This is a genomic window from Aurantimonas litoralis (assembly GCF_026153195.1).
Classification (GTDB): Bacteria; Pseudomonadota; Alphaproteobacteria; order Rhizobiales; family Rhizobiaceae; genus Aurantimonas; species Aurantimonas coralicida.
The window spans coordinates 123,791-146,271 of record NZ_JAPFBM010000003.1; the positions used below are offsets into that span (position 1 = coordinate 123,791).

The 22,481-nt window shown below is 68.9% G+C and carries 22 protein-coding genes; 12 read left to right on the top strand and 10 right to left on the bottom strand.

Going from position 1 to position 22,481, the window contains the following annotated elements; all coding sequences use genetic code 11:
• Positions 1-84: 84 nt before the first annotated feature.
• A complete protein-coding gene (locus tag N7I30_RS08055) occupies positions 85-618 on the top strand; it encodes a L,D-transpeptidase family protein (protein ID WP_277026088.1) in 534 nt (177 codons plus the stop codon).
• 133 nt (positions 619-751) lie between these two features.
• On the top strand, positions 752-3,076 hold the full coding sequence (locus N7I30_RS08060; protein WP_498637991.1) for an FdhF/YdeP family oxidoreductase: 2,325 nt from the start codon (positions 752-754) through the stop codon (positions 3,074-3,076).
• A gap of 63 nt (positions 3,077-3,139) precedes the next feature.
• Here the strand turns inward: N7I30_RS08060 and N7I30_RS08065 are convergent, their stop codons facing one another.
• The 6 genes from N7I30_RS08065 to tsaD all read right to left on the bottom strand — a co-directional run bounded on the left by N7I30_RS08065 (position 3,140) and on the right by tsaD (position 7,049).
• Positions 3,140-3,805, bottom strand: coding sequence for a class I SAM-dependent methyltransferase (locus N7I30_RS08065; RefSeq protein WP_498637993.1), 666 nt, complete (start codon positions 3,803-3,805; stop codon positions 3,140-3,142).
• Between the two features lie 76 nt (positions 3,806-3,881).
• Positions 3,882-4,106, bottom strand: a complete 225-nt coding sequence (locus N7I30_RS08070) for a DUF3072 domain-containing protein (protein ID WP_024351926.1) — start codon at positions 4,104-4,106, stop codon at positions 3,882-3,884.
• 86 nt (positions 4,107-4,192) lie between these two features.
• On the bottom strand, positions 4,193-4,630 hold the full coding sequence (locus N7I30_RS08075) for an EVE domain-containing protein (RefSeq protein WP_187391681.1): 438 nt from the start codon (positions 4,628-4,630) through the stop codon (positions 4,193-4,195).
• Positions 4,631-4,638: 8 nt separating this feature from the next.
• Complete coding sequence (locus tag N7I30_RS08080) at positions 4,639-4,932, bottom strand: YciI-like protein (RefSeq protein ID WP_187391587.1); 294 nt, start codon at positions 4,930-4,932, stop codon at positions 4,639-4,641.
• Positions 4,933-4,995: 63 nt separating this feature from the next.
• A complete protein-coding gene (locus N7I30_RS08085; protein WP_498637995.1) occupies positions 4,996-5,976 on the bottom strand; it encodes an NAD(P)H-dependent glycerol-3-phosphate dehydrogenase in 981 nt (326 codons plus the stop codon).
• Positions 5,973-7,049: a tRNA (adenosine(37)-N6)-threonylcarbamoyltransferase complex transferase subunit TsaD gene (tsaD, locus tag N7I30_RS08090; RefSeq protein WP_498638476.1), complete on the bottom strand. Its 1,077-nt coding sequence runs from the start codon at positions 7,047-7,049 to the stop codon at positions 5,973-5,975. Before tsaD ends, N7I30_RS08085 begins: the two co-directional genes overlap by 4 nt.
• Before the next feature lie 209 nt (positions 7,050-7,258).
• Between tsaD and hemC the strand changes: the two genes are divergently transcribed.
• Together hemC and N7I30_RS08100 are read left to right on the top strand one after the other, a co-directional pair.
• The gene (hemC, locus tag N7I30_RS08095; RefSeq protein ID WP_024351921.1) at positions 7,259-8,194 is read left to right on the top strand and encodes a hydroxymethylbilane synthase; all 936 of its coding nucleotides are present in this window, start codon (positions 7,259-7,261) and stop codon (positions 8,192-8,194) included.
• Between the two features lie 16 nt (positions 8,195-8,210).
• Positions 8,211-8,909: a uroporphyrinogen-III synthase gene (locus N7I30_RS08100; protein WP_498637997.1), complete on the top strand. Its 699-nt coding sequence runs from the start codon at positions 8,211-8,213 to the stop codon at positions 8,907-8,909.
• Here N7I30_RS08100 and N7I30_RS08105 read toward each other — a convergent pair.
• Positions 8,906-10,063: a hypothetical protein gene (locus N7I30_RS08105; protein ID WP_498637999.1), complete on the bottom strand. Its 1,158-nt coding sequence runs from the start codon at positions 10,061-10,063 to the stop codon at positions 8,906-8,908. The genes N7I30_RS08100 and N7I30_RS08105 overlap by 4 nt on opposite strands.
• Before the next feature lie 109 nt (positions 10,064-10,172).
• On the opposite strand from N7I30_RS08105, the gene N7I30_RS08110 reads away from it, so the two are divergent.
• From N7I30_RS08110 to N7I30_RS08135, 6 genes are all read left to right on the top strand, one after another.
• A complete protein-coding gene (locus N7I30_RS08110) occupies positions 10,173-11,228 on the top strand; it encodes a COG4223 family protein (RefSeq protein ID WP_498638000.1) in 1,056 nt (351 codons plus the stop codon).
• A gap of 9 nt (positions 11,229-11,237) precedes the next feature.
• Complete coding sequence (locus N7I30_RS08115; protein WP_498638001.1) at positions 11,238-12,863, top strand: heme biosynthesis protein HemY; 1,626 nt, start codon at positions 11,238-11,240, stop codon at positions 12,861-12,863.
• Positions 12,864-12,901: 38 nt separating this feature from the next.
• Positions 12,902-13,369 carry a tellurite resistance TerB family protein gene (locus N7I30_RS08120; RefSeq protein ID WP_228240756.1) on the top strand — a complete coding sequence of 156 codons (468 nt, stop codon included), beginning with the start codon at positions 12,902-12,904 and terminating at the stop codon, positions 13,367-13,369.
• 4 nt (positions 13,370-13,373) lie between these two features.
• Complete coding sequence (locus tag N7I30_RS08125) at positions 13,374-14,162, top strand: glutamine amidotransferase (RefSeq protein WP_155898552.1); 789 nt, start codon at positions 13,374-13,376, stop codon at positions 14,160-14,162.
• A gap of 186 nt (positions 14,163-14,348) precedes the next feature.
• Positions 14,349-15,548, top strand: coding sequence for a hypothetical protein (locus tag N7I30_RS08130; RefSeq protein ID WP_498638003.1), 1,200 nt, complete (start codon positions 14,349-14,351; stop codon positions 15,546-15,548).
• Entirely contained in the window at positions 15,545-16,132 is a 588-nt protein-coding gene (locus N7I30_RS08135) for a protein-S-isoprenylcysteine O-methyltransferase (protein WP_498638005.1), read from the top strand. The genes N7I30_RS08130 and N7I30_RS08135 overlap by 4 nt, the downstream gene beginning before the upstream one ends.
• Before the next feature lie 39 nt (positions 16,133-16,171).
• Here N7I30_RS08135 and N7I30_RS08140 read toward each other — a convergent pair whose 3' ends face one another.
• Positions 16,172-17,404 carry a multidrug effflux MFS transporter gene (locus N7I30_RS08140; protein WP_498638477.1) on the bottom strand — a complete coding sequence of 411 codons (1,233 nt, stop codon included), beginning with the start codon at positions 17,402-17,404 and terminating at the stop codon, positions 16,172-16,174.
• Between the two features lie 153 nt (positions 17,405-17,557).
• Positions 17,558-17,977: a MarR family winged helix-turn-helix transcriptional regulator gene (locus tag N7I30_RS08145; protein ID WP_230788167.1), complete on the bottom strand. Its 420-nt coding sequence runs from the start codon at positions 17,975-17,977 to the stop codon at positions 17,558-17,560.
• A 291-nt stretch (positions 17,978-18,268) separates the two neighbouring features.
• Here N7I30_RS08145 and N7I30_RS08150 point away from each other — a divergent pair, with 291 nt between their 5' ends.
• Positions 18,269-20,326, top strand: a complete 2,058-nt coding sequence (locus N7I30_RS08150; RefSeq protein ID WP_498638007.1) for a M3 family metallopeptidase — start codon at positions 18,269-18,271, stop codon at positions 20,324-20,326.
• Between the two features lie 145 nt (positions 20,327-20,471).
• Positions 20,472-22,055 (top strand): alkaline phosphatase D family protein, encoded by a 1,584-nt coding sequence (locus tag N7I30_RS08155; protein ID WP_498638008.1) that lies wholly within the window; start codon positions 20,472-20,474, stop codon positions 22,053-22,055.
• A gap of 94 nt (positions 22,056-22,149) precedes the next feature.
• Here the strand turns inward: N7I30_RS08155 and N7I30_RS08160 are convergent, their stop codons facing one another.
• Entirely contained in the window at positions 22,150-22,359 is a 210-nt protein-coding gene (locus N7I30_RS08160; RefSeq protein ID WP_498638010.1) for a hypothetical protein, read from the bottom strand.
• Between the last annotated feature and the right edge of the window lie 122 nt (positions 22,360-22,481).

A 22,481-nucleotide genomic window follows, 5' to 3' on the forward strand; every position in this document is an offset into this window, starting at 1 on the left:
GTCGCCCCGACTGAGCGGCTCGCGGCTGTAACAATTCGTGATAGACATAGGCGGTTTTCCCGCCGTGTCATGGTCCAGTTGCGAATGATTCCAAAAAAACCGGTGCTGATGGTCCGGCGCGCGCCCGGCAATCCCCGTCGCGGCATCCTGTGCGCCGGGCCTTTGCGCCTGCCCTGCGCACTCGGCCGCTCGGGCACGACGATCTTCAAGCGCGAAGGCGACGGCGCGACGCCGGTCGCCGCGATGGACGTGCTGTCGGCCTGGCACCGGCCGGGCCGGATGGCGCGCCCGGCTGCGCCGCTGCCGATCCGGCGGATCCGGGCCGATGTGGACGGATGGTGCGACGCGCCCGACCACGCGGCCTACAATCGCCATGTCCGGCTGCCGTTTCCGGCGAGCGCCGAGCGAATGGCGCGCGCCGACCGCCTCTACAATTTCGTCGTGGTGCTCGACTGGAACATCCGGCAGCGGGGCCGGGGCCGCGGCAGCGCGATCTTCCTGCATGTCGCCAAGCCCGGCTATCCACCGACGCAGGGCTGCGTCGCGGTAGCGCCGGCCGACATGCTGCGGCTGGCGCCGTATCTGAGGCGCGGCGCAAGGCTGGTGGTGCAGCGCTGACGCGCGGCGTTCTTCAGCGACCCGACAATTCGTCACATGCAACCGCGTGCGAGCCTGCGGAGTTGACCCGTCAGGCTTACGGTTTGCCGGGAGTGGCTCCTGAGCTCTCCTGACAGGTTGCATGGAGACGGACATGGAACGCAGCGAAAACACCGACAATCCGACCATCGAACAATATGACCAGCCGACCGGCGGCTGGGGCTCGGTCAAGTCGCTCCTGTCCCACGCCAAGGACGAGGGCATGCTGGCGTCCACCCTGTGGGCGACCCTGCAGAAGCAGAACAAGGCCGACGGCTATCAATGCGTCTCGTGCTCCTGGGCGAAGCCCGCCGAGCCGCATACCTTCGAATATTGCGAGAACGGCGCCAAGGCGACGATCTGGGAGACGACGCCGAAGCGTTGCGACCGCGAGTTCTTCGCGAAACATACGGTGAGCGAGCTTCTGGAGTGGACTGACCACGATCTGGAGAAGCAGGGTCGGCTGACGACCCCGATGCGCTACGACCGCACGCTCGACCAGTATGTACCGGTGAAGTGGGAGGACGCCTTCCGCGAGATCGCGGCGGAGCTCAACGCCATCGATCCGAAATCGGCGGTGTTCTACGTCTCGGGCCGCGCCGCGCTCGAGACCTCGCATATGTGGCAGTTGATGACGCGAATCTACGGGTCCAACAACCTGCCGGATAGCTCCAACATGTGCCACGAATCCACGTCGGTCGGCCTGCCGGAATCGATCGGCTCGCCGGTGGGCACGGTCACGCTGGACGATTTCGACCAGTGCGACATGATGTTCTTCTTCGGCCACAACACCGGCACCAATGCGCCGCGACTGCTGCACTGGGTGCAGGAGGCGCGCAAGCGCGGGGCGCCGGTGATCACCTTCAATCCGGTGCTGGAGCGCGGCCTGATGCGCTTCAAGAACCCGCAGTCGCCGACGGAGATGCTGTCCCCCGACGAGGGGACCAAGATGTCGAGCGACTATTACCAGGTGCGCGGCGGCGGCGACATCGCGGCCATGACCGGCATCGCCAAGGCGGTCTTCGCCCTCGACGATGCGGCCCGGGAGACCGGCCGGTCGCGGGTGCTCGACGTCGATTTCATCGAGACGCATTGCCACGGCTTCGACGAGTTCGAGCGCTTCGTGCGGCAGGCGGATTGGGACGAGATCGTGCGCTGCTCCGGCCTGCCGCGGGACGAGCTCGAGCATGTCGGCCGGGTCTATGCGAAGGCCGAGAAGGTCATCGGCAATTACGGCATGGGCCTCACCCAGCACCGGCACGGCATCGAGAACGTGCAGATGCTGGTCAACCTCCTCCTGATGCGCGGCATGATGGGCAAGCCGGGCGCCGGCATCTCGCCGATCCGCGGTCATTCCAACGTGCAGGGCCAGCGCACTGTCGGCATCACCGAGAAGCTGAAGCTGATCCCGGTGGAGAAATTCGAGGAATTCTACGGCTTCACGGTTCCCAAGGAGGACGGTCTCGACACGATCGGAACCTGCGAGGGCATTCTGGACGGATCGGTGAAGGCCTTCGTGGCGCTGGGCGGCAATTTCTCCCGCGCCATTCCCGACACGGCCCGCATGGAGGATGCCTGGCGGCGCATGCGCCTCAATGTCCAGATCTCAACCAAGCTGAACCGCAATCACCTGCTGACGGCGGAGATCAACTACATCCTGCCCTGCATCGGCCGGATCGAGCGCGACACGCAGGCGAGCGGGCCGCAGACGGTTTCCATGGAGGATTCGACCGCCTGCATCCATGCCTCCTTCGGCCACCGCGAGCCGGCGTCGCGCGAGCTCCTGTCGGAGCCCAAGATCGTCGCCGAACTCGCCAAGGCGCTGGTGCCGGGCAAATCGACCGTGCCGTGGGATGAATGGGTCGGCGACTACGCCAAGGTCCGCGACGCGATCGAGCTCGCCTATCCGACCGATTTCCGCGACTTCAACAAGCGCATGGGCACGCCCGGCGGGTTCCACCGCGACATCGGCGCCTCCTATCGCGAATGGCGCACGGAATCCGGCAAGGCGAATTTCCTCACCCCGGACACCTTCGACGTCGACCCGGACATCGACACGACCAGTGCCGACGTCCTGAAGCTGATCACCCTGCGCTCGAACGATCAGTTCAACACGACGATCTACGGCTATGACGACCGTCTGCGCGGGGTGTTCGGCACCCGCATGGTCATCCTGATGAACGAGGAGGACATGCAGCGGCTCGGTCTTCGCAACGACGACCGCGTCGATGTCCAGACCCATACCGACGACGGGATCGTCCGCAAGGTCGAGGATTACCGGGTCCATGCCTGGGCGATGCCGAAGGGCAATTGCGGCGGCTATTATCCTGAGCTGAACGCGCTGCTGCCGCTGTGGCACCATTCCAGGCGGGCCCATGTGCCGGCCGCCAAGTCGATCCCGGTGCGGCTGACCAAGCGGGGCCGGCAGGCCGCGGCCTGAGCCGGGTCCCGGTCTCCCGCCGCTGACGGCCCGGGAATCATGCGAAGGACTGACGCCTGTCGATCAGGCGCCCGTCCACCGCCAGACATTGGTGCGCTTGATTTCGGCGTCCTCCAGCGCCCGGGTGACCGGCACTTCGTAGGTCGCCAGCCTGCTGACGCGGTCGGCCGGCAGATAGGCCCGGCCCGGGTCGCCGACGAGAACAGTGATGCCCTCGGCGCTCAGCCGGTCGAACCACGGCGTGATCCGCCGGGCCACGTCCACGTCGAAGAAGACGTCGCCGGCAAGCAGGATGTCGGCCTGCGGGATCTCACCGATGATGTCGCGCGCATCGAAGCCGACCGGGGTCTCGTTGAGGGCGGTGTTCAGGCGGATCGCGGCGGCACAGAACGGGTCGATGTCGTAGCCGGTGACCAAAGACGCTCCGGCGCGCGCGGCTGCGATGGCGACGAGGCCGGACCCGGTCGCGAAATCGGCGACGCGCCGGCCCCGGACGAGGCCGGGATGGTCGAGGACATGGCGGGCGAGCGCCTGTCCGCCGGCCCAGGCGAAGGCCCAGAAGGGTGGCGGCAGGCCGATCGCGTCCAGTTCCGCCTCGGTCTTCAGCCACAGATCATGCGCCTCGTCGGCCAGATGCAGCCGGATTTCCGGGACATGGGGCGGGGCGAGGATCGCCGTGTTGGCGCGAATGAAGCGCTCGGCGTCGGCGGGGACGATGCGATCCTTCATGCCGGAACGCTTGGCTGCACGGGCGATGAAAGGGCGGGGCCGCCGGGGCGGCCCGCGCTTTTCTGCAGAAAACCGATCAGGCTTCGTTCTTCACGCGATCGCTTTCGGCGCGCAGCTTGTCGATGAGGATCGACGCATCGGCCTTGCTCAGCGTCTCGTCGAAGGGGTGTCCCGTCTCCTCGCACAGGGTCTTGAGATAGGACCCCTGGGCCCCGGTCATGGGCTCGCCGCCCGTCGTCCAGGTTTCGGGGTCCTTCTCGGTGTTCGAGCCGGTGTCGACCTTGGCGTTCGCAGTATCCATGACGTGTCTCCGAAGATTGTGTTGTTCCGGAAATGTTCATGGCGCGGCTCCGTTCCCGCGATGGCGCCGATGCGCCGTCGCTGCGGCTATTTGCCCATGGCCCTGGCGGGGTCGAGCCCGCCCATCTCGCAGACGGTGCGGAACTCGTCCGGTTCGACCGGCTGCACAGACAGGCGGGAATTGTTGACCAGCACCATGTCCTTGAGCGCCGGCTCGGCCTTCACCGCATCGAGGGTCACCGGATTGGGCACGTCCATCACCGCCTTGATGTCCACACACTCCCACTTGCCGTCCTTGGCGGTGGAATCGGGATGGGCCTCGGCGATCACCTCGACGATGCCGACGACGGCCTTGCCCTCGTTGGAATGGTAGAAGAAGCCGCGATCGCCGACCTTCATCTCGCGCATGAAGTTGCGGGCCTGGTAGTTGCGGACACCGTCCCACTCCTGCCCCTTGTCGCCGGCCTTCTTCTGGTGGTCGAAGGACCATTTGAACGGCTCGGACTTGAACAGCCAGTAGCGCATGCCCTCGCTCATGCCGTCGCTGCCGGGTTCTTGATGGCCCAGTTCCAGGGGCGGACATCGACCTTGGCGAAGAGCCCGGCCAGTGCATAGGGATCCTTCGCCGCGGTTGCCCTGGCCGCGTCCAGCGAGTCCGCCTCGATCACCACCAGACTGCCGCAGGGCTTGTCGTCGGGGCCGAGGAACGGGCCGGCGAATTTCAGCCCGTCGCCGAGACCGTGCAGGAACGCCAGATGGTCGGCGCGGGTGTCGAGGCGCAGCTGCAGGCTGTCCGGCTTGTCGTCGCAGAGAATGGCAAAGAGCATCGGGTGATCCTTGTCTGGTGGGTCAGAAAAACGGCACGCAGGCGACAGCCCGGTGCCGCGGGTTCAAACGGTTTCCCGCTTCAGGGGGCGGGCGAGCAGGGCCTCGATCGCCGCGTCGATGTCGAGCTGGCCGGCGAGAATGGCGGCCACGGTGGCGATGATCGGTGCGTCGATGCGGTGCTCCTGCGCCAGGCGGGCGGCGATCTCGGCGGTGAACACGCCCTCGGCGAGCTTCAGCCCGGTGCGGTCGTCGCCGCGGCCGAGCGCCATGCCATAGGCGAAGTTGCGCGACTGGGCGCTGGAGCAGGTCAGAACCAGATCGCCGAGGCCGGAGAGGCCCATCAGCGTGTCCGGGCGGCCGCCGAGCGCCGCGCCCAGACGGCGCAGCTCGACGAAGCCGCGGGTGACGATGGCAGCCTGGGCAGAGGCGCCGAGGCCGCGGCCGGCAACCGCGCCGGCGGCCAGCGCCAGGACGTTCTTCAACGCGCCGCCCGCCTCGACGCCGCGCATGTCGGCGGTGGCATAGCCACGGAAGGTGTCGGTGGACAGACGCCGCGCCGCCGCGTCGGCGGCCTCTTCCGTCTCGGCCGCGATGGTCACCGCAGTGGGCAGGCCGCGCGCCACGTCGGCGGCAAAGCTCGGGCCGGACAGGACGGCGAGGGGGCGGCCGGGCAGCACCTCGGCCAGAACGTCGGTGGCAAAGCGGCCGGTCTCGCGCTCGATGCCCTTGGAGCAGAGGATCGCCAGGGCGTCGTCGGCAATGTGCGGGGCGAGATCGGCGGCGACGGTGCGCAGGCTCTGGGCCGGCACGACGAAGAGGATGGTGCGGGCCTCGGCGAGCGCTTCGGCCGGCTTTGTGGTCGCGGTGAGGCCGGCCGGCAACGGCGTGTCGGGCAGATAGCGCGGGTTGCGCCGGCTCTCGTTGATCGCCGCGACCGTCTCGGCATCGCGGGCCAGGATCCGCGGCGCGTGGCCGGCACGGGCATAGAGGCAGCCGAGCGCGGTGCCCCAGGCGCCGCCGCCGATGATGGCGAAGTGGCTCATGCCTTGGCTCCCCGTCGGCCGAAGCCGATCATCGGCGCCGAATCCCCGTCCAGGGGCCAGCGCGAGCGCACCGGCGCGTCGAGGCCATCGACCATGCCGGCCTCGAAACGCTCCAGCCCGGCATAGGCGATCATCGCCGCATTGTCGGTGCACAGCGCCAGCGGCGGCGCGACCAGCCGAACACCGGTCCGTGCGGTCTGGGCCTCGAGCGCGGTGCGGATCGCCCGGTTGGCGGCGACGCCGCCGGCCACCGCCAGCACCGGATCGGCGAGATCGGGAAAGCGGTCGCGGAACTGAGTCAGGGCGCGGCCGACCCGGTCGGCCAGGCTGTCGGCGGCGGCGGCTTGGAAACTGGCGCACAGATCGTCGACATCGGCCGGCGACAGCGGCGCGGCGGCCTGGGCCGCCATGCGCAGGGCCGTCTTCAGGCCGGAGAAGGAGAAGTCCAGCCGCGGATTGCCCTTCATCGGGCGGGGCAGGGCAAAGCGCTTCGGATCGCCCGCCGCCGCGCGCCGCTCGACATGCGGCCCGCCGGGATTGGGCAGGCCGAGCAGCTTGGCGGTCTTGTCGAAGGCTTCGCCCAGCGCGTCGTCGATGGTCGTACCCCAGCGCTCATAGGCGCCGAGCCCGCGCACCAGCACGATCTGGCTGTGACCGCCGGAGACCAGCAGCAGGAGATAGGGATAGGCGAGGCGGTCGGTCAGGCGCGGCGTCAAGGCGTGGCCTTCGAGATGATTGATCGCCAAGAAGGGGAGGCGGCGCGCGGCGGCGATCGCCTTGCCGGTCATGGCGCCGACGATCAGCCCGCCGACAAGGCCGGGGCCGGTGGTCGCCGCGACGGCGGAGAGTTCGTCGAAACCGATGCCGGCCTCGTCCATCGCCGCCTTCACGATGCCGTCCAGCGCCTCGACATGGGCCCGCGCGGCGATCTCCGGCACGACACCGCCGAAGGCGGCATGTTCCTCGACCTGGCTCAGCACCACATTGGACAGGATGACCGGCGCGCCCGCATCGTCGCGCCCGACGACCGACGCGGCGGTCTCGTCACAGCTCGTCTCGATGCCGAGGATCAGGGGGCGGGGCGGATTGGCAGGCGTCACGTTCGGTCCGGGCGGTAATGGCGTGCTGCCGACATAGGCGATCGGCGCGCGTCCCGCCACCGTCGATCGCCGGTCGGAACCGGTCGGCGGCGGTCGAAATTCCGGGCCGGACGGTTCCGGTGGGCGCCCGCCCGCCCTATGAACGAGCCGACGACATGCAAAGCGAACTGACGGGACAGACCATGGCCAGCGACATCATCCGGATCGGCACGCGCGGCAGCCAGCTTGCCAAGGCGCAGGCGAGCGAGGTGCGCGCCCGCCTGATGGCGGCGCACGATCTGCCGGAAGAGGCCTTCGAGATCGAGGTGATCTCGACCACCGGCGACCGCATCCTCGACCGGCCGCTGTCGGAAGTCGGCGGCAAGGGGCTGTTCACCAAGGAGATCGAAGCGGCGCTGATCGACGGGCGCATCGACATCGCGGCGCATTCGTCCAAGGACATGGCGACCGCCTCGCCGGAGGGGCTGGAGGTCTCCGCCTATCTGCCGCGCGAGGATGTCCGCGACGCCTTCATCGGCCGCACGGCGGCAACCATCGACGAACTTCCGCACGGGGCGACCATCGGCTCGGCCTCGCTGCGCCGCCAGTCGCTGTTGAAGCGGATGCGCCCGGATCTGAAGGTGATTACCTTCCGGGGTAACGTCCAGAGCCGGCTGCGCAAGCTGGAAGAGGGACAGGTGGACGCGACGCTGCTGGCGCTGGCCGGCCTCAACCGCATGGCGATGCAGGACGTGGCAACGGAAATTCTCGAGGTCGAGCGCTTCCTGCCGGCGCCGGGACAGGGGGCGATCTGCATCCAGAACCGGATCGGCGACGAACGGGTGCACGGCCTCGTCGCGGCGATCGCCGACCCGCGGACCACCGTGGCGCTGACCGCCGAGCGGGCCTTTCTCGCCGAACTCGACGGGTCCTGCCGCACGCCGATCGCCGCCCATGCGGTGCTGGCCGAGGACGGCACGGTCACCCTGCACGGCATGATCCTGACGCCGGACGGCAGCCGGATGCACGAGACCCGGCGCACGGGCATCGCCACCGATGCCGAAGCGCTGGGCCGGCTGGCCGGCCGCGACGTGCTGGACGCGGCGGGGCCGGGCTTCTTCGACGGCTGGGGCGCCTGACGCGGCGCGGCCGGCCATGGCCCGGGTGCTGATTCTGCGCGCGGCGGACGCGGCCGTGCAGACGGCCGAGGCGCTCGCCAAGCGGGGCCATCGGCCGCTCGTTCTGCCGGTGGAATCGATGCGGACGATCGGCGGCCCCGCTCCGACGGGCGACTTCGCCGCCCTTGCCGCGACCAGCATGCGCGCGGTGCCCGCCCTGGCGAAGGCGTTTCCGGGCGACGGGCGCCCGGTCTTTGCCGTCGGTGAGCGGACCGGCTCGGCGCTGCTGGCGGCGGGCTTCACCGATGTGCGGGTGGCCGCGGGGGAGGCCGAGGACATCGCCCGGCTGGCCCGGGACGCAGGGCTCGATGGAGGGTCAATGATCCTCTATGCCGCCGGCCGGCCGCATACGGGGACGCTGGAAACGGCGCTGGCGGCGGCGGGAATCGGCTGCAATGTCTGGGAGGTCTACGAGACGGTTGCCCATCGCCCGGAGCGGAGCGCCGTCGCGGCTGTCCTGCATGACGGGCCGCCCGACGCGGTGCTGCTTTTGTCGGCCGGGCAGGCGACAGCCTATGGCGAGTTGGTCGCGACCTGTCCCGATCTCTTCCAGCCGGCGCCCAGGATCCTGGCGCTCTCGGCGCGAATTGCCGCGGCTTTGCCTGCAAATCTCGCCGAAACGGTACGCCTATCTGACGACACCCGGCTTGCCTCGCTTTTCGAACGGCTCGACTAACCTAGTTGAAGGATCAGGTCTGATGCGGCGCTTGCGCGGCCCGTGCGAATGAAGGACGAATAGCGTGAATGCGTGCGGTGCGGAAATCGACCCGATATCCCTGCCAAGCCCGGTGAGAATGGAGCAGTTTCGATGACCAACCGTCCCCGGCGCTCAAGGCCGAGCAAGACGCGCGGCCAGACGATCGATCTCAAGGCGGAAAAGAACGAACCGGTGACCGACAAGAACAACGACGACACTGGCGCGACGGCCTCTGCCAAGCCCGCCGGCCCGACCGACGCATCGAAGGATGGCAAGACAGCGCCGAAGACGGGCGCTGCGCCCACGGCGTCCGCCAGCACGGCGAAGAGCGAGGTGAAGTACACCTCGAGCCGCGGTGCGAGCGAGCCCAAGATCGGCGATGCGACGGCATCCGGTGCGGCCGGGACCGGTTCGGCCAAGGCCGAGCCGTCGAAGCCGGCAACGGCAGCGACGTCGTCGCCGGCCGCCAAGCCCGCCAGCGATCCGAAGGCCTCCGACAAGACCGGCTCCGCCGGGACGGCGACCGCTGCGACGTCGGGGTCGGCCAGCGCCGCGACCGGCACCAAGCCGAGCGATGCCAAGCCGACCACCGCGCCGGCCTCCTCCGCAACGACTGCGAAGCCATCGAGCACGACCGCGTCCCCGGCAGCGACCGGCACGGCCGCGAAGCCGGCAACACCGGCATCGGGCGGGGCGACCGCAACACCGGCCTCGGGCGGCGCGACGTCAACACCGACGACGGCGTCCGCGACCGGGACTCCGGCGGCTACCGCGGGCAAGGATGCATCGAAGCCTGCGGCTTCCAGCGGCGCGGCCGCGCCGACGTCCGCCGCTTCCGGTTCGGCGCAATCCTCCGCAAGCGGTGGGTCCGCGACCACCGGCAGCTCGCCTGCCAAGCCGACATCCACTCCGGCGTCGGCAACCGCCTCGGCTTCAACTGCCGGCAAGCCCGCCTCGACGGGTTCGGGCGGCACCGGATCGACCACGGGCGCTTCGCGGCCGGCATCGGCAACGCCAGCCACGACTGGCACCCCGGCTGCCGGCAGCAAGCCAGCGTCCGCCGCAACGGGGTCCACGACGTCCTCGTCCGGCAGTTCCAGCACGAGCGCAGCGTCGCGCACGACCGGCACCACGGGTCCATCGACGGGTCGCACGACGACATCGGCGGCGACCGACCGGTCCTCCGGGCTCGGCTTCGGCGGCGCAGCCGCGGCGGGCCTTGTCGGCGCGATCGTCGCCCTGGTGGGCGGGGCCGCGCTGCAGTCGGCCGGCTATCTGCCGAATTTTGGCGCAAGCGAGCAGACCACGGGCGAAAGCTACGCCAGCGAAAGCGCGCTGCAGGATCTGGATGGCGAAGTGGCCGCCCTGCGCGAGCAGTTCGCGGCGCTGCCGGCGACGCCGGCCGGCGATGGTGCGGACACGCAGGCCCTGACGGGCCGCGTCGATGCGTTGGAGCAGGCTGCTGCCGCACCGGCGGATGACAGCGCTGCGCAGGCGGCGGAAGCCGCCCGCACGGCTGCGGAGGGTGCGACACAGACCGCGACGGCGGCCCAGCAGGCTGCCGAGCAGGCGGGCCAGACCGCCAGCGCTGCGCAGGAGGCGGCGAATGCGGCCCAGTCGAGCGCCGATGCCGCCGCCAAGGCGGCGAGCGACGCGCAGGCGACAGCCGCCAGCGCGCAGGAGGGCATTGCTGCCATCAACGAGACGATTACCGGCTTCGACAGCCGCATCGCCACCGTCGAAGCGCGCAACCTGCAGGCCTCCAAGGCCTTCGCCGCGGCCAATCTGAAGGCCGCCATCGATGCGGGCGGGCCGTTCATGCAGCAGCTCGAGAACTACGCGCAGATCGCCGGCGGCGAGGGTGCGACCGAGGAGCTGCGGGCCCTTGCGGCGGACGGCGTGCCGACCGAGCGCGAGCTGGCCACGCGCTGGCCCGAGGTCGAGGACCGCATCGCCAGCCAGCTGACGCCGGTTGCGCCGGATGCGCCGGTGGGCGACCAGCTCCTGTCGGGCCTGCGCTCGCTGGTGCAGGTGCGACCGGTCGAGCCGTCGGCTTCGGCAGAGCCGGGCGAAGGCGGACCGAACGAAAGCCTGGCACGGCTCGATGCCGCCATCGGCGCGGGCGATCTGGCTGCCTGGACCGCCGAGTGGCAGACGCTTCCCGACGCGGCCAAGGAGGCCAGCCAGGATTTCGCCGACCAGGTCGAAGCCCGGCAGACCGCCGACCGGGTCATCGCCGACGCGCTCGCGTCGGCCACGGCGCCGGCCCAGCCGGCTGCCCAGGACAATCAGGGCTAAGGAACAGACATGCTGCGAATCCTCGCCTTCCTTCTCGTCGTTCTGGCCGCCGGCATCGGTTTTGCCTGGCTGGCCGACAATCCGGGAAGCGTCACCTTCGTCTGGCAGGGCCAGCAGGTCGCCACCAGCCTGATGGTCTTTCTCATCGGCCTCGGTGTCCTGATCTTCGCCGTGCTGCTCGTCGTCTGGCTGGTGCGGGCCTTCTTCAAGACGCCCGGCGCCATCGGCAATTGGTGGAGCACGAGCCGACGCGACCGCGGCTACAAGGCCCTGTCGAGCGGCATCATCGCCGCCGGTGCCGGCGATGCCGTGCTCGCCCGCCGCATGACCAAGCGCAGCGACAAGCTGCTCGGCACGCGGCGCGAGCCGCTGATCCGCTTCCTCGACGCCCAGACGGCGATGATCGAGGGGGATCACGCCCGCGCCCGCTCGGCCTTCGAGCAGATGGAGCGCGATCCGGAGACCCGGCTTCTCGCCCTGCGTGGCCTGTTCCTCGAAGCCGAGCGCGTCGGCGACGAATCCGCCGCCCGCCATTATGCCGAGCGCGCCGTGCGGATCGCGCCGCATGTGCCGTGGGCCGGCGGTGCGGTCCTGGAATCGAAGTGCCTTGCCGGTGACTGGGACGGCGCGCTCGCCATCCTGGAAGCCCAGAAGAACACCCGGCTGGTCGATCGCGACGAATCCAAGCGGATGCGCGCCGTGCTTCTGACCGCCAAGGCGATGACGCTGTCGGAGCGCGATCCGGCGGGGGCCAAGACCGCCGGGCTGGAAGCGCAGAAGCTCGCGCCCGACCTGCCGCCTGCGGCCCTGGTCGCTGCCGAGGCGCTGTTCCGCCTGGGCGATCTGCGCCGCGGCTCGAAGGTGCTGGAGACCAGCTGGATCAGCCAGCCGCATCCCGACATCGCCGAGGCCTATGTGCATGCCCGGCCGGGCGATTCGCCCGAGGACCGGCTGAAGCGGGCCCGCAAGCTGCACGGCCTGCATAGCGGTGCGGAAGCCGAGATGTGCCTGGCGCGGGCGGCGCTCGATGCCGGCGAATTCGATCTGGCCCGTAAATCCGCAATGGCCGCGGCCGATGCGGAGCCGCGCGAGAGCACCTATCTGCTGCTCGCCGATATCGAGGAAGCGCAGACCGGCGAAGTCGGCCGGGTGCGCGAGTGGCTCGGACGCGCCATCCGCGCGCCGCGCGATCCGGCCTGGACGGCCGACGGCGTCGTGTCGCGCAACTGGGCGCCGATCTCGCCGGTCACCGGACGTCTCGACGCCTTCGAATGGAAGGTGCCGGTCGAGCGGATCGGCGACGGCGACGGTCCGATGATCGACGCGCAGGACGGCGAGGCCGATCACGGTCCTGCACAGACGATCGGTGCCGAGGCGAAAACGCCCGAGCCGGCGACACCGGTGGCCGTGCCTGCCGCAACGCCTGCGGCGGCCAAGCCGGCGGCGTCCGAACCGGCAAAGCCGGCTACGCCTCCCGCGGCGAACAGCGGCGGAACCGGCGGAGCGGCGACCCAGCCGGCCGCCACGGATGCGACGAAGCCGGCGGAACCGCGCAAGGCCGAGGCAGTTGACCCGCCGAAGGAAACCAAACCCGCGCCGACCAGCGAAGAGCGCAAGGAAGCGCGGTTCGGCTGACGGCTCTCAAGGCCGACGGCCGCTCACGGCGAGGAACGATGTTCGAAGCATTCCGCGATTTTCTGCGTAATATCGGGGCCGGGCCGGCGGAAAGCCGCAAGGACCCGGAAGACGATCTGCGCGTGGCGACGGCCGCGCTCCTGTTCCACATCGTCCGGGCCGACGGCGTCGTGACCGATGACGAGCGAATCCGCCTGCACGAGGTTCTGCGCGAGGAATTCGCGCTGGCGCCCGACGAGGTCGACCGGATCGTCGCGGCGGGTGACGAGGCCGACACGGAGGCGGTGGATCTCTACAACTTCACCTCGGTCCTGAAGAACCGGCTGGGCGAGGCCGAGCGCATCCGTTTCGTCGAGCTGCTCTGGGAAGTGACCTATGCCGACGGCTCGGTTCACGAGCTGGAAGACAATCTGATCTGGCGGGTCTCCGACCTGCTCGGCGTCTCGACGCGGGACCGGATGTTGATGAAGCGGGAGGCAGCGACGAGAAGCGGGGTCGCCGACTGATTTCATGGCCTATTACGACAACAGCATCAGTGACGGCGCCGATACGGTCGCGCAGGCCATCGCCCGGCATGCCTATACGCTGGAAACCGACGATCCCCGTCCGATTCTCGTCGTCCTGCACCAGGAAAGCTCGACGCCGGGGCGCGTTGGCCAGGTCTTCGACGCCCATGGCGTGCGTATGGACATCCGCCGGCCGGTGATGGGCGATGCCCTGCCGGAGACGCTGGACGACCATCGCGGGGCGGTGGTCTTCGGCGGCCCGCCCAGCGCCAACGATACCGACGCCCATCTCGTACGCGAGATCGAATGGATGAAGGTGCCGCTGGCCGAAGAGCGTCCGTTTCTCGGCATCTGTCTCGGCGCGCAGATGCTCGCCAAGCATCTCGGCGCCGGTGTCGGCAGCCATCGCGACGGGCTGGCGGAAGTCGGCTTCTATCCGCTGAAGGCGACGCCGCAGGGCCGGGCGCTGCTGCCGCACTGGCCGGAGATGGTCTATCAATGGCACCGCGAAGGCTTCGACCTGCCGTCGGGCGCGACGCTTCTGGCCGAGGGCGACTGGTATCCGAACCAGGCCTTCAGCTACGGCCCGAATGCCTATGGCGTGCAGTTCCATGCCGAGCTGACACTGGCGATGATGCATCGCTGGACGACCCGCGGCCATGCGCGGCTGACACTGCCCGGCGCCCAGGGACGCCGCCAGCATTTCGACGGGCGGGCAATCTACGACGCGCCGGTCCGGCGCTGGCTGGAAGAGTTCCTCGCCCGCATCTTCGGGGCGCATCCGAAGGGCTGAACCCGGTGCGGCGGATGGGGTCTTGGCGGTCGATCGAACCTCGGGAAAGCTCGGCTGTCCTGCATGCATCTTTGCAAATGCTGCGACGTAGCGTAGCGATCGGCTGAAGGGCGCGGGCATCGCGTGGAAGGCTGCACGCCAGGCCGGACATTCGGTCCGCCCAATCGTGCGGCCGCTGGAGATGGCATGATCGAGAAGCGGCTGGTGTTCGTGTTTCCCGGCTTCGAGCCCATGCCGATCACCGCGCATATGGACCGCTTCGCGCGCGCCGCGGCCCGGACGGCTCCGCTCTGGGACACGCGGCTCGCCATCGAGCCGACCGATCGCCGCGCCGAGACCGAGGCAGCGACCCATCGCGGCGTGCTGCGGGCCGAACTCACCGGCCACGGTTGGCGCACCCACACCGATCTCGTCTTCTGCGACTGGAGCGACCTCATCCTGGCCTATGCCGGGCGCTCGTCGCTTCGGCGGCTCTTCAGCGGGCTGGCCGGTCTCGGCGACTTCCTCGTCACCGGGACGGTGTTCCGTTACGCCCGGGTGAGCTGGCGCTATCTGTTCTTCTACCTGTTTCCGCTGGCCGTTCTGGCCGGAACGCTGTTCGGCGGCTGGATCATCGGTCGCCTCGTGGCAGCGCTCGCTCCGCTGCCGGGTCCTGCGGGCCTCCTGGTCGCCGTTCTGGCCGGGCTCGCGACGGCCTGGGCGCTCTTGCTCTACGCCAACCGCCGCCTGCACGTGCTGACGGCGATGGACGACTGGGCGATGGCCCGCGATTTCTGCCGCGACCGCAATCCCGCCATCACGCGCCGGATCGACGCCCATGCCGAGGCCATGCGCCATGCCGTGGCCGGGACGGAGGCGGACGAGATCGTGATCGCCGCACACAGTCTTGGCGCCAGCCTCGCCGTCCTGGCGCTGGGCCGGGCGCTTGCGGCGGGGCTGCGCCGCGACCGCCCGCTGCAGGTGCTGACCGTCGGGTCGAGCCTGATGAAGACCGCGCTGCATCCGGCGGCCGGTGCCCAGCGCCGGGCAGTGCGCGAGATCGTGGTGACCCATGCGGTGCCCTGGATCGACGTGCAGGGCCTGTCCGACCCGATCAATTTCTACAGATCCGACCCGGCCCGCTCGCTGGGCATCAGGGAGGGCGAGGCGCCTGCGGTGGTGCGGATCCGCTTCAAGCGGCTGGTGACGACGGCCACCTACCGGCGCATCAAGCGCGATTTCTTTCGCCTGCACCGGCAATTCGTCCTCGCGGTCGAGCGGCGCAGCGCCTATTCGTTCCACATGCTTCTGCTCGGACCCCGCCCGCTGGTCGATTACGGCCGCCTCGAAACCGTCGATCTGCCGCCGCTCTCGCCGCCCGCTGCGGGCGAAGGAGCGCGGCCGTGACGCCGGCCCTTGTCGGATCGGTCGCCTGGGCGCTGATGGTCGCGGGCTGGTACGTGATCCGCTACCCGTTCGAGCGGCGGGCCAAGCGCGCCCGTGTCGAGCGCAGCCGCCGCGGCCCGGCGGAAACGCTGCGCATGGCGATCTCGCTGATGGGGCTCGGCATCCTGCCGGGCGTGTTCGTCGCCACCGGCTGGCCGAAATCCGCAACCTACGATCCGGCCTGGTGGCAGATCGCTCTGGGCCTCGGCGCCATGGCAGGAGCGCTTGTCCTCTTCCGCAAGACCCACAAGGCGCTCGGCAAGATGTGGTCGGTCTCGCTCGACATTCGCGAGAAGCACAAGCTGGTGACGTCGGGCATCTACCGGCGGGTGCGGCACCCGATGTATTCGGCCTTCTGGACCATGGCGCTGGCGCAGGCGCTGCTGGTGCCCAACTGGATCGCCGGGCCGGCGGGGCTGATCGGCTTCGGCATCCTCTTCGCGGCCCGGGTCGCGCCGGAGGAACGGATGATGGAAGAGGCCTTCGGCGACGAATATCGCGCCTACCGGGCGCGCACCGCGCGGATCATTCCCGGCATCTTCTGACCTGGTCCCGATGCCCGCGGAGCGGGGCGAACCGCTGGTTCAGCTGCGGCCGTCGTAGCTGAGTTCCGGCGCCGGCACTTCGGGCGCGGGCTCCGGCTCGGCCAGATGCGGACGCGTCCGATAGACCGCATAGGAGCCGATGGCGATCACCCCGAGGGCGGGGATGACGATCTGCGTGGCCAGCACCGGCTCGCCGATAGCCGCGCAGATCGCGCCGCCGACGAGGCCCGCTCCCATCTGGATGAAGCCCATCATCGCCGAGGCGGCGCCCGCCATGTGCGGGAATGGCGCCAGCGACGCCGTGGTCATGGCCGGCATGACGAAGGCGATGCCGAAGGCATAGAGGCCGACCGGCACCATGATCGACAGATAGGTCACCGGCAGGACCGCGATCGACAGGGCGATCGACAGAGCGCCGGCGCCGATGAAGCCGAGGCCGACCGGCACGAGACGATAGGCGCTGGTGCGGGTCATCAGGTAGCGCATGGCCAGCGAGCCGGAGAAGAACATGCCGGACTGGCCGAGCATGCCGATACCGTATTCGGTCGGCGTCAGCCCGGCGCGCTCGATCAGGACGAAGGGCAGGACCGTGGCGAGGGTGTAGAGCGCGCCGACCGAGCCCGCGACGGTGAGGCTCGTCGCCATGAAGTGGCGGTTGGTGATCAGCCGCCGGTAGGAGTGCAGGATCGCCTTCGGCTGGATGCGGCTGGGATCGGGCACGACGGTCTCGCGCATGGCGCCGAGCGTGACGCCGATGACGATCAGGCCGAAGAACATCATCACCACGAAGATCGCGTACCAGCCGGCGAGCTCCAGCGTCAGGCCGCCGATGGTCGGGGAGACGGCGGGGCCGAGCGCCAGGATGATGCCGATGGTGTTCATGATCCGCGAGGAGGTCTCGCCCTCGAACTGGTCGCGGACGATGGCGCGGGCGGTGGCGACGCCCACCGACGCGCCGACACCCTGCAGGATGCGGGCGGCGATCAGCATCTCGACACTCGCGGCGGCCATGGCGAGGATCGCGCCGGCCAGGTACAGCACCATGAAGCCGAGCGTGGTGACGCGCCGTCCGAAGGCGTCGGACATCGGCCCGCAGACGAGCTGGGTCAGCGCGAAGCCGGCGAAATAGACCGCCAGCGACAGCTTGATCATCGATTCGGTGGTGTCGAACTCGGCGACCAGCGTCGGCATGGCGGGCGTGTAGAGCGCCATGGAAATCGGGCCGATCGCCACGAGGCAACCGCCGATGAGGCTCGTCCGGCGCTCCGACATGATGGGCGCGCGGGCAGTTTGTGCGGTCAAGGCGGCGGTCCGTGGTGAGTGGCTGTCCGGAAAGGGACGGCAACGCCGCGCGATGCACGCCGTTCCGTCCCGATCCCCGCCATCTAGGGTCGACGCGCCGCCCTTGCCAGACGTAAGGGAGCCTTAGGCTGCGCCCTGTACCCGCATCTCCGCGACATCGGCGAGCGGCTCCGGCGCGTCGCGGTCGTCGCCGTCGCTCAGCGGCACGTTGGTCAGGTTCGCCCGCATCTTGCGCATGATGACGTCGACGGTCTTGCGCTCGTCCTCGGACAGGCCACTGACGGTGCGCTCATAGACGGCGAGGGCGACGGGCCGGGCTTCCTCGAACACCCGCTCGGCGGAGCTGGTCGGCGCGATGACCTTGGCGCGGCGGTCGTTGGGATCGACCGAGCGGCTGATCAGGCCGCGCGCCTCGAGCCGGTCGAGATAGGCCGACAGGGTCATCGGTTCGACGCCCATCCGCTCGGCCAGAACTGCCTGACGCGAACCGCTGTAGCGGCCGACATAGGCAAGCGCCCTGATCTCGCCCGGGGTCAGTTCCATTCCCGCGTCGATGACCGCTTTCTCGAAAGCCTGCCGATACAGCCGCCCGAGGTCCACGATAACAAAGCCAAGGGCGTTGCCCGGTAGAAGTTGCGACATTGGTTGCGGCCCTTGTTTCACGTTTTCCGGTGAGCCGTCCCGGCTCTGAATGACATTACTCGCTCAATGCCGGGGTGAAGGATTTCACCCTGTCGGCAGGACCAGAATAGCACGATGGTCTTTCATCTGAACCCTGTCCGCATCATCTACACGTGGAACACGCGCATGGCAGAGGCGGATAAAGGCAGACAGATGAACGATTTGCACCACGCAGTCCCGCTCGACGACAACCATCCTGACGCATTAGCCAGCGAAGTACCTGACTTCGATCAATTCCGTCCCGAAGATTTTCCGGACGCGTTTCGCGCCGCTATGAGCGAGCATCTGTCTGAAATCACGGCGATCGCCGAGAACCCTGCCCCTGCCGATTTCGACAATACGATCGCCGCCCTGGAGCGTGCCGGCCGGAAGCTGGAGGAGGTGGCGCGGATCTTCTTCACCCTTGCCGGTGCCCATACGAACCCGGCATTGCAGGGGGTCGAGCGCGACGTTTCGCCGCTTCTCTCGCGTCATTCGTCGCAAATCACTCTCAATGCTGTGCTTTTCGCCCGTATCGATGCGGTCCATGCCGATCGCGATGCAGCGGCGACTTTGTCGCCGGAAGACCGGCGGCTTCTCGACCGGATCCATGCGGGCTTCGTGCGCAGCGGCGCGCGGCTCGAAGGGGCCGATCGCGAGCGGCTGGCCGAGATCGATGCCGAACTGTCCTCGCTCGGCACCCGCTTCTCCCAGAACATTCTGGCTGACGAACACAATTGGGTGATGAGCCTCGAAAAAGACGATCTGGCGGGTCTTCCGGACGATCTGATCTCGACCATGGCCGGTGTCGCCGCCGATCGCGGGCTCGAGAACTACGCCGTCACCCTGTCGCGCTCGGTGGTCGTGCCGTTCCTCTCCTACTCGACGCGGCGCGACCTGCGCGAGAAAGCCTTCCGCGCCTGGACGAGCCGCGGCGAGAACGAGGGCGCGTCCGACAACCGGCAGGTCATGGCCGACATTCTCCGGCTGCGGGCCGAGAAGGCGCGGCTGCTCGGCTTCGACAGCTTCGCCGCCTACAAGCTGGACGACACCATGGCCAAGACGCCGGTCGCCGTGCGCACGCTGCTCGAAGAGGTCTGGGAGCATGCCAAGACGCGCGCGGCCGACGATGCGGCGGCGCTCCGCCTGCTGGCCGGCGAGCGCGGCGACAATCATCCGCTGGAGCCCTGGGACTGGCGCTATTACGCCGAGCAGCGGCGGCAGCGGGAGTTCGCCATCGACGAGAGCGAGCTGAAGCCGTATTTCGAGCTCGACCGGATGATCACGGCAGCCTTCGACGTGGCCGGCCGGCTGTTCGGCCTCTCCTTCACGCCCTTGCCGGAGGCGAAGGCCTGGCATCCGGATGTGCGGGTCTGGGCGGTCGCCGACCGCGACGGGCGGCCGCGCGGGCTCTTCCTCGGCGATTATTTCGCCCGGCAGTCGAAGCGGTCCGGCGCCTGGATGAGCGCCCTGCGCAGCCAGCACAAGCTCGATGGCGGGCAGCTGTCGATCATCTACAATGTCTGCAATTTCGCCAAGCCGAGCGCTGGCCAGCCAGCGCTGCTGTCGCTTGATGACGCGCGCACGCTGTTTCACGAATTCGGCCATGCCCTGCACGGGCTCCTGTCCGACGTGACCTGGCCGTCGCTGTCCGGCACGTCGGTGGCCCGCGATTTCGTCGAGCTGCCCTCGCAGCTCTACGAGCACTGGCTCACCGTTCCATCCGTGCTCGCGGAGCATGCGCGGCATGTGCGGACCGGCGAGCCGTTGCCGAAGCCGCTGCTCGACAAGATGCTGGCCGCCAAGAGCTTCGACGCGGGCTTCGACACGGTCGAATACACTGCCTCGGCACTGATCGATCTCGGCCTGCACGAATTGCGCGAGGTGCCGGACCAGCCGCTGGCCGCCGAGCGGGCCATGCTGGAAGAACTGGGCATGCCGCGCGAGATCGTCATGCGCCACCGCTCGCCGCACTTCGCCCATATCTTCTCTGGCGACGGCTATTCGGCCGGCTACTATTCCTACATGTGGTCGGAGGTGCTCGACGCCGACGCCTTCGAGGCGTTCGAGGAGACCGGCGACCCGTTCGATCCCGAGACGGCGGGGCGGCTTCTGGAGCATGTCTATTCCGCCGGCAATTCGCAGGACGCAGCGGATCTCTACACCGCCTTCCGGGGCCGCATGCCGACCTCCGGGGCGCTGTTGCGCAAGCGCGGCTTCGTGACCGGCTGAGGCCAGGGCCGACCTTCGCGGCGGCCGGCCGGAATTTCGCTGGCGCCGCCGCAGTTTGGAACGACTCGAAAGTTTCGCAGGGCTGCAATCGCCCTGCCACGCAAGCTGGCGATGGTGCGGGCCTCTTTCCGCTGGAGGTTCCCCGATGTCTGCGAAACGCTTTCCCCTGTCCCGCCGCCGCTTCCTCGCCTCGTCGGGGGCGGCGGCGCTCGTCGCCGGTTCCGGCCTCGCCATGCCGGCGATCAGCCGTGCGGCCAGCCGCCCGGCCTTCACCCACGGCGTCCAGACCGGCGACGTGGACGCCACCTCCGGCATGGTGTGGACGCGGGCCGACCGGCCGTCGCGCATCGATTTCGAATGGGCGACGACCGAGAGCTTCGCCAATGCGAAGAAGCTGCACAGCCTCACGACGCTGCCGGAATCCGACTTCACCGCCAAGCGGCTGATCGCCGGCCTGCCGTCCGACCAGGAGATCTTCTGGCGCGCCGTCGCCACCGATCTCGGCGACGTCAACGGCGTCTCCGAGCCCATCGTCGGCCGCTTCCGCACGGCGCCGGCGTCGCGGCGCTCGATCCGCTTCGCCTGGTCCGGCGACACGGTCGGGCAGGGCTGGGGCATCGACGAGAGCCGCGGCGGCATGAAGGCCTATGCCACCATGGCAAAGCACGAGCCGGACTTCTTCCTGCATTCGGGCGACACGATCTATGCCGACGGTCCGCTGAAGGAGAGCGTGGAACTTCCCGACGGCAGCGTCTGGAAGAACCTCCTCATCCCGGAGAAGGAAAAGGTCGCCGAGACGCTGGACGAGTATCGCGGCCAGTGGAAGTACAATCTCATGGACAAGAACGTCCAGGCGATGAATGCGCGCGTCCCGACCTTCTTCCAGTGGGACGACCACGAGGTCATCAACAACTGGTCCTCGGCCAAGGACCTGACCGCCGACGACCGCTATGCGGTCAAGGACATCGCGCTGCTGGCCGCCCGCAGCGCCCGCGCCTTCCACGAGATGACGCCCATCGGATACGTCGCCGAGGAGCCCGGTCGGGTCTATCGCAAGATCGCCTATGGCCCGCTGCTCGACGTGTTCTTCCTCGACCTGCGCTCCTATCGCGGCGGCAACACCGAGGGGCTGGAAAGCGAGGCCTCCGAGGCGACGCAGATGATGGGCGCCGAGCAGATCGCCTGGCTGAAGCGCGAACTGGCCAACTCCGACGCCACCTGGAAGGTGATCGCCTCCGACATGCCGATCGGCCTCGTCGTCTGGGACAATGTCGGCGACAGGAAGCTCGTCGAGGCGGTGTCCAACAATGATGGCGGCGCGCCGAAGGGCCGCGAGATGGAATTTGCCGACCTCTTGCGCTTCATCAAGTCGGCCGGCATCGCCAACACGGTCTGGCTCACCGCCGACGTCCACTACACGGCGGCCCACCATTACAGCCCGGATCGCGCCGCCTTCCAGGATTTCGACCCGTTCTGGGAGTTCGTGTCGGGCCCGATCCATGCCGGCACCTTCGGCCCCAACGATCTCGACAAGACCTTCGGGCCGGAGGTGCGGTTCGTGAAGGCGCCCACCGAGGAGCAGGGCGCCAACCTGCCGCCGTCCATGGGCCTGCAGTTCTTCGGCCTCGTCGAGATCGACGGCGACAGCGAACAGATGACGGTCCGGCTGATGGATGCCGACGACACGGAACTCTGGACGACGACGCTCGACCCCGTCCGGCGCGGGTGACGCAGCGGCGGACAGACAAACAGCTCGGCTGGCTGAGCCACGCGCATCAGCCGGTCGCCGGTTCCTGGTCGTCGGGCGGCGCCGCCGTGACGGATCAGCTGTCCTTGATGGTCCGGTCCGGCCAGCGGCCCGCCGCGGCCGGCCCGACGAAGCGGCCGGTCATCGCGCTGCGATGGGCGCCATGGGTGGAGCCGCCGCCTCTGGTCTCGCTGATCGTCGTGTGGGGGTGTGTCTCGGCGTAACTCTTGGTCACGTATTGGCCGAACCCGGCGTTCCGAAAGGTTTTTCCGCTGTCAGTCGTCATGGTGTCATCCTTCCGCAGGACTGCGAATCGAACTCCAGCGGACAAATGGTTCGTCGTTTGTTCCGTTGTGTCAAGTCCGGTTGCGGCATGTATCGCGCCGGGTTGTTGTGTCCGGGGCGCAG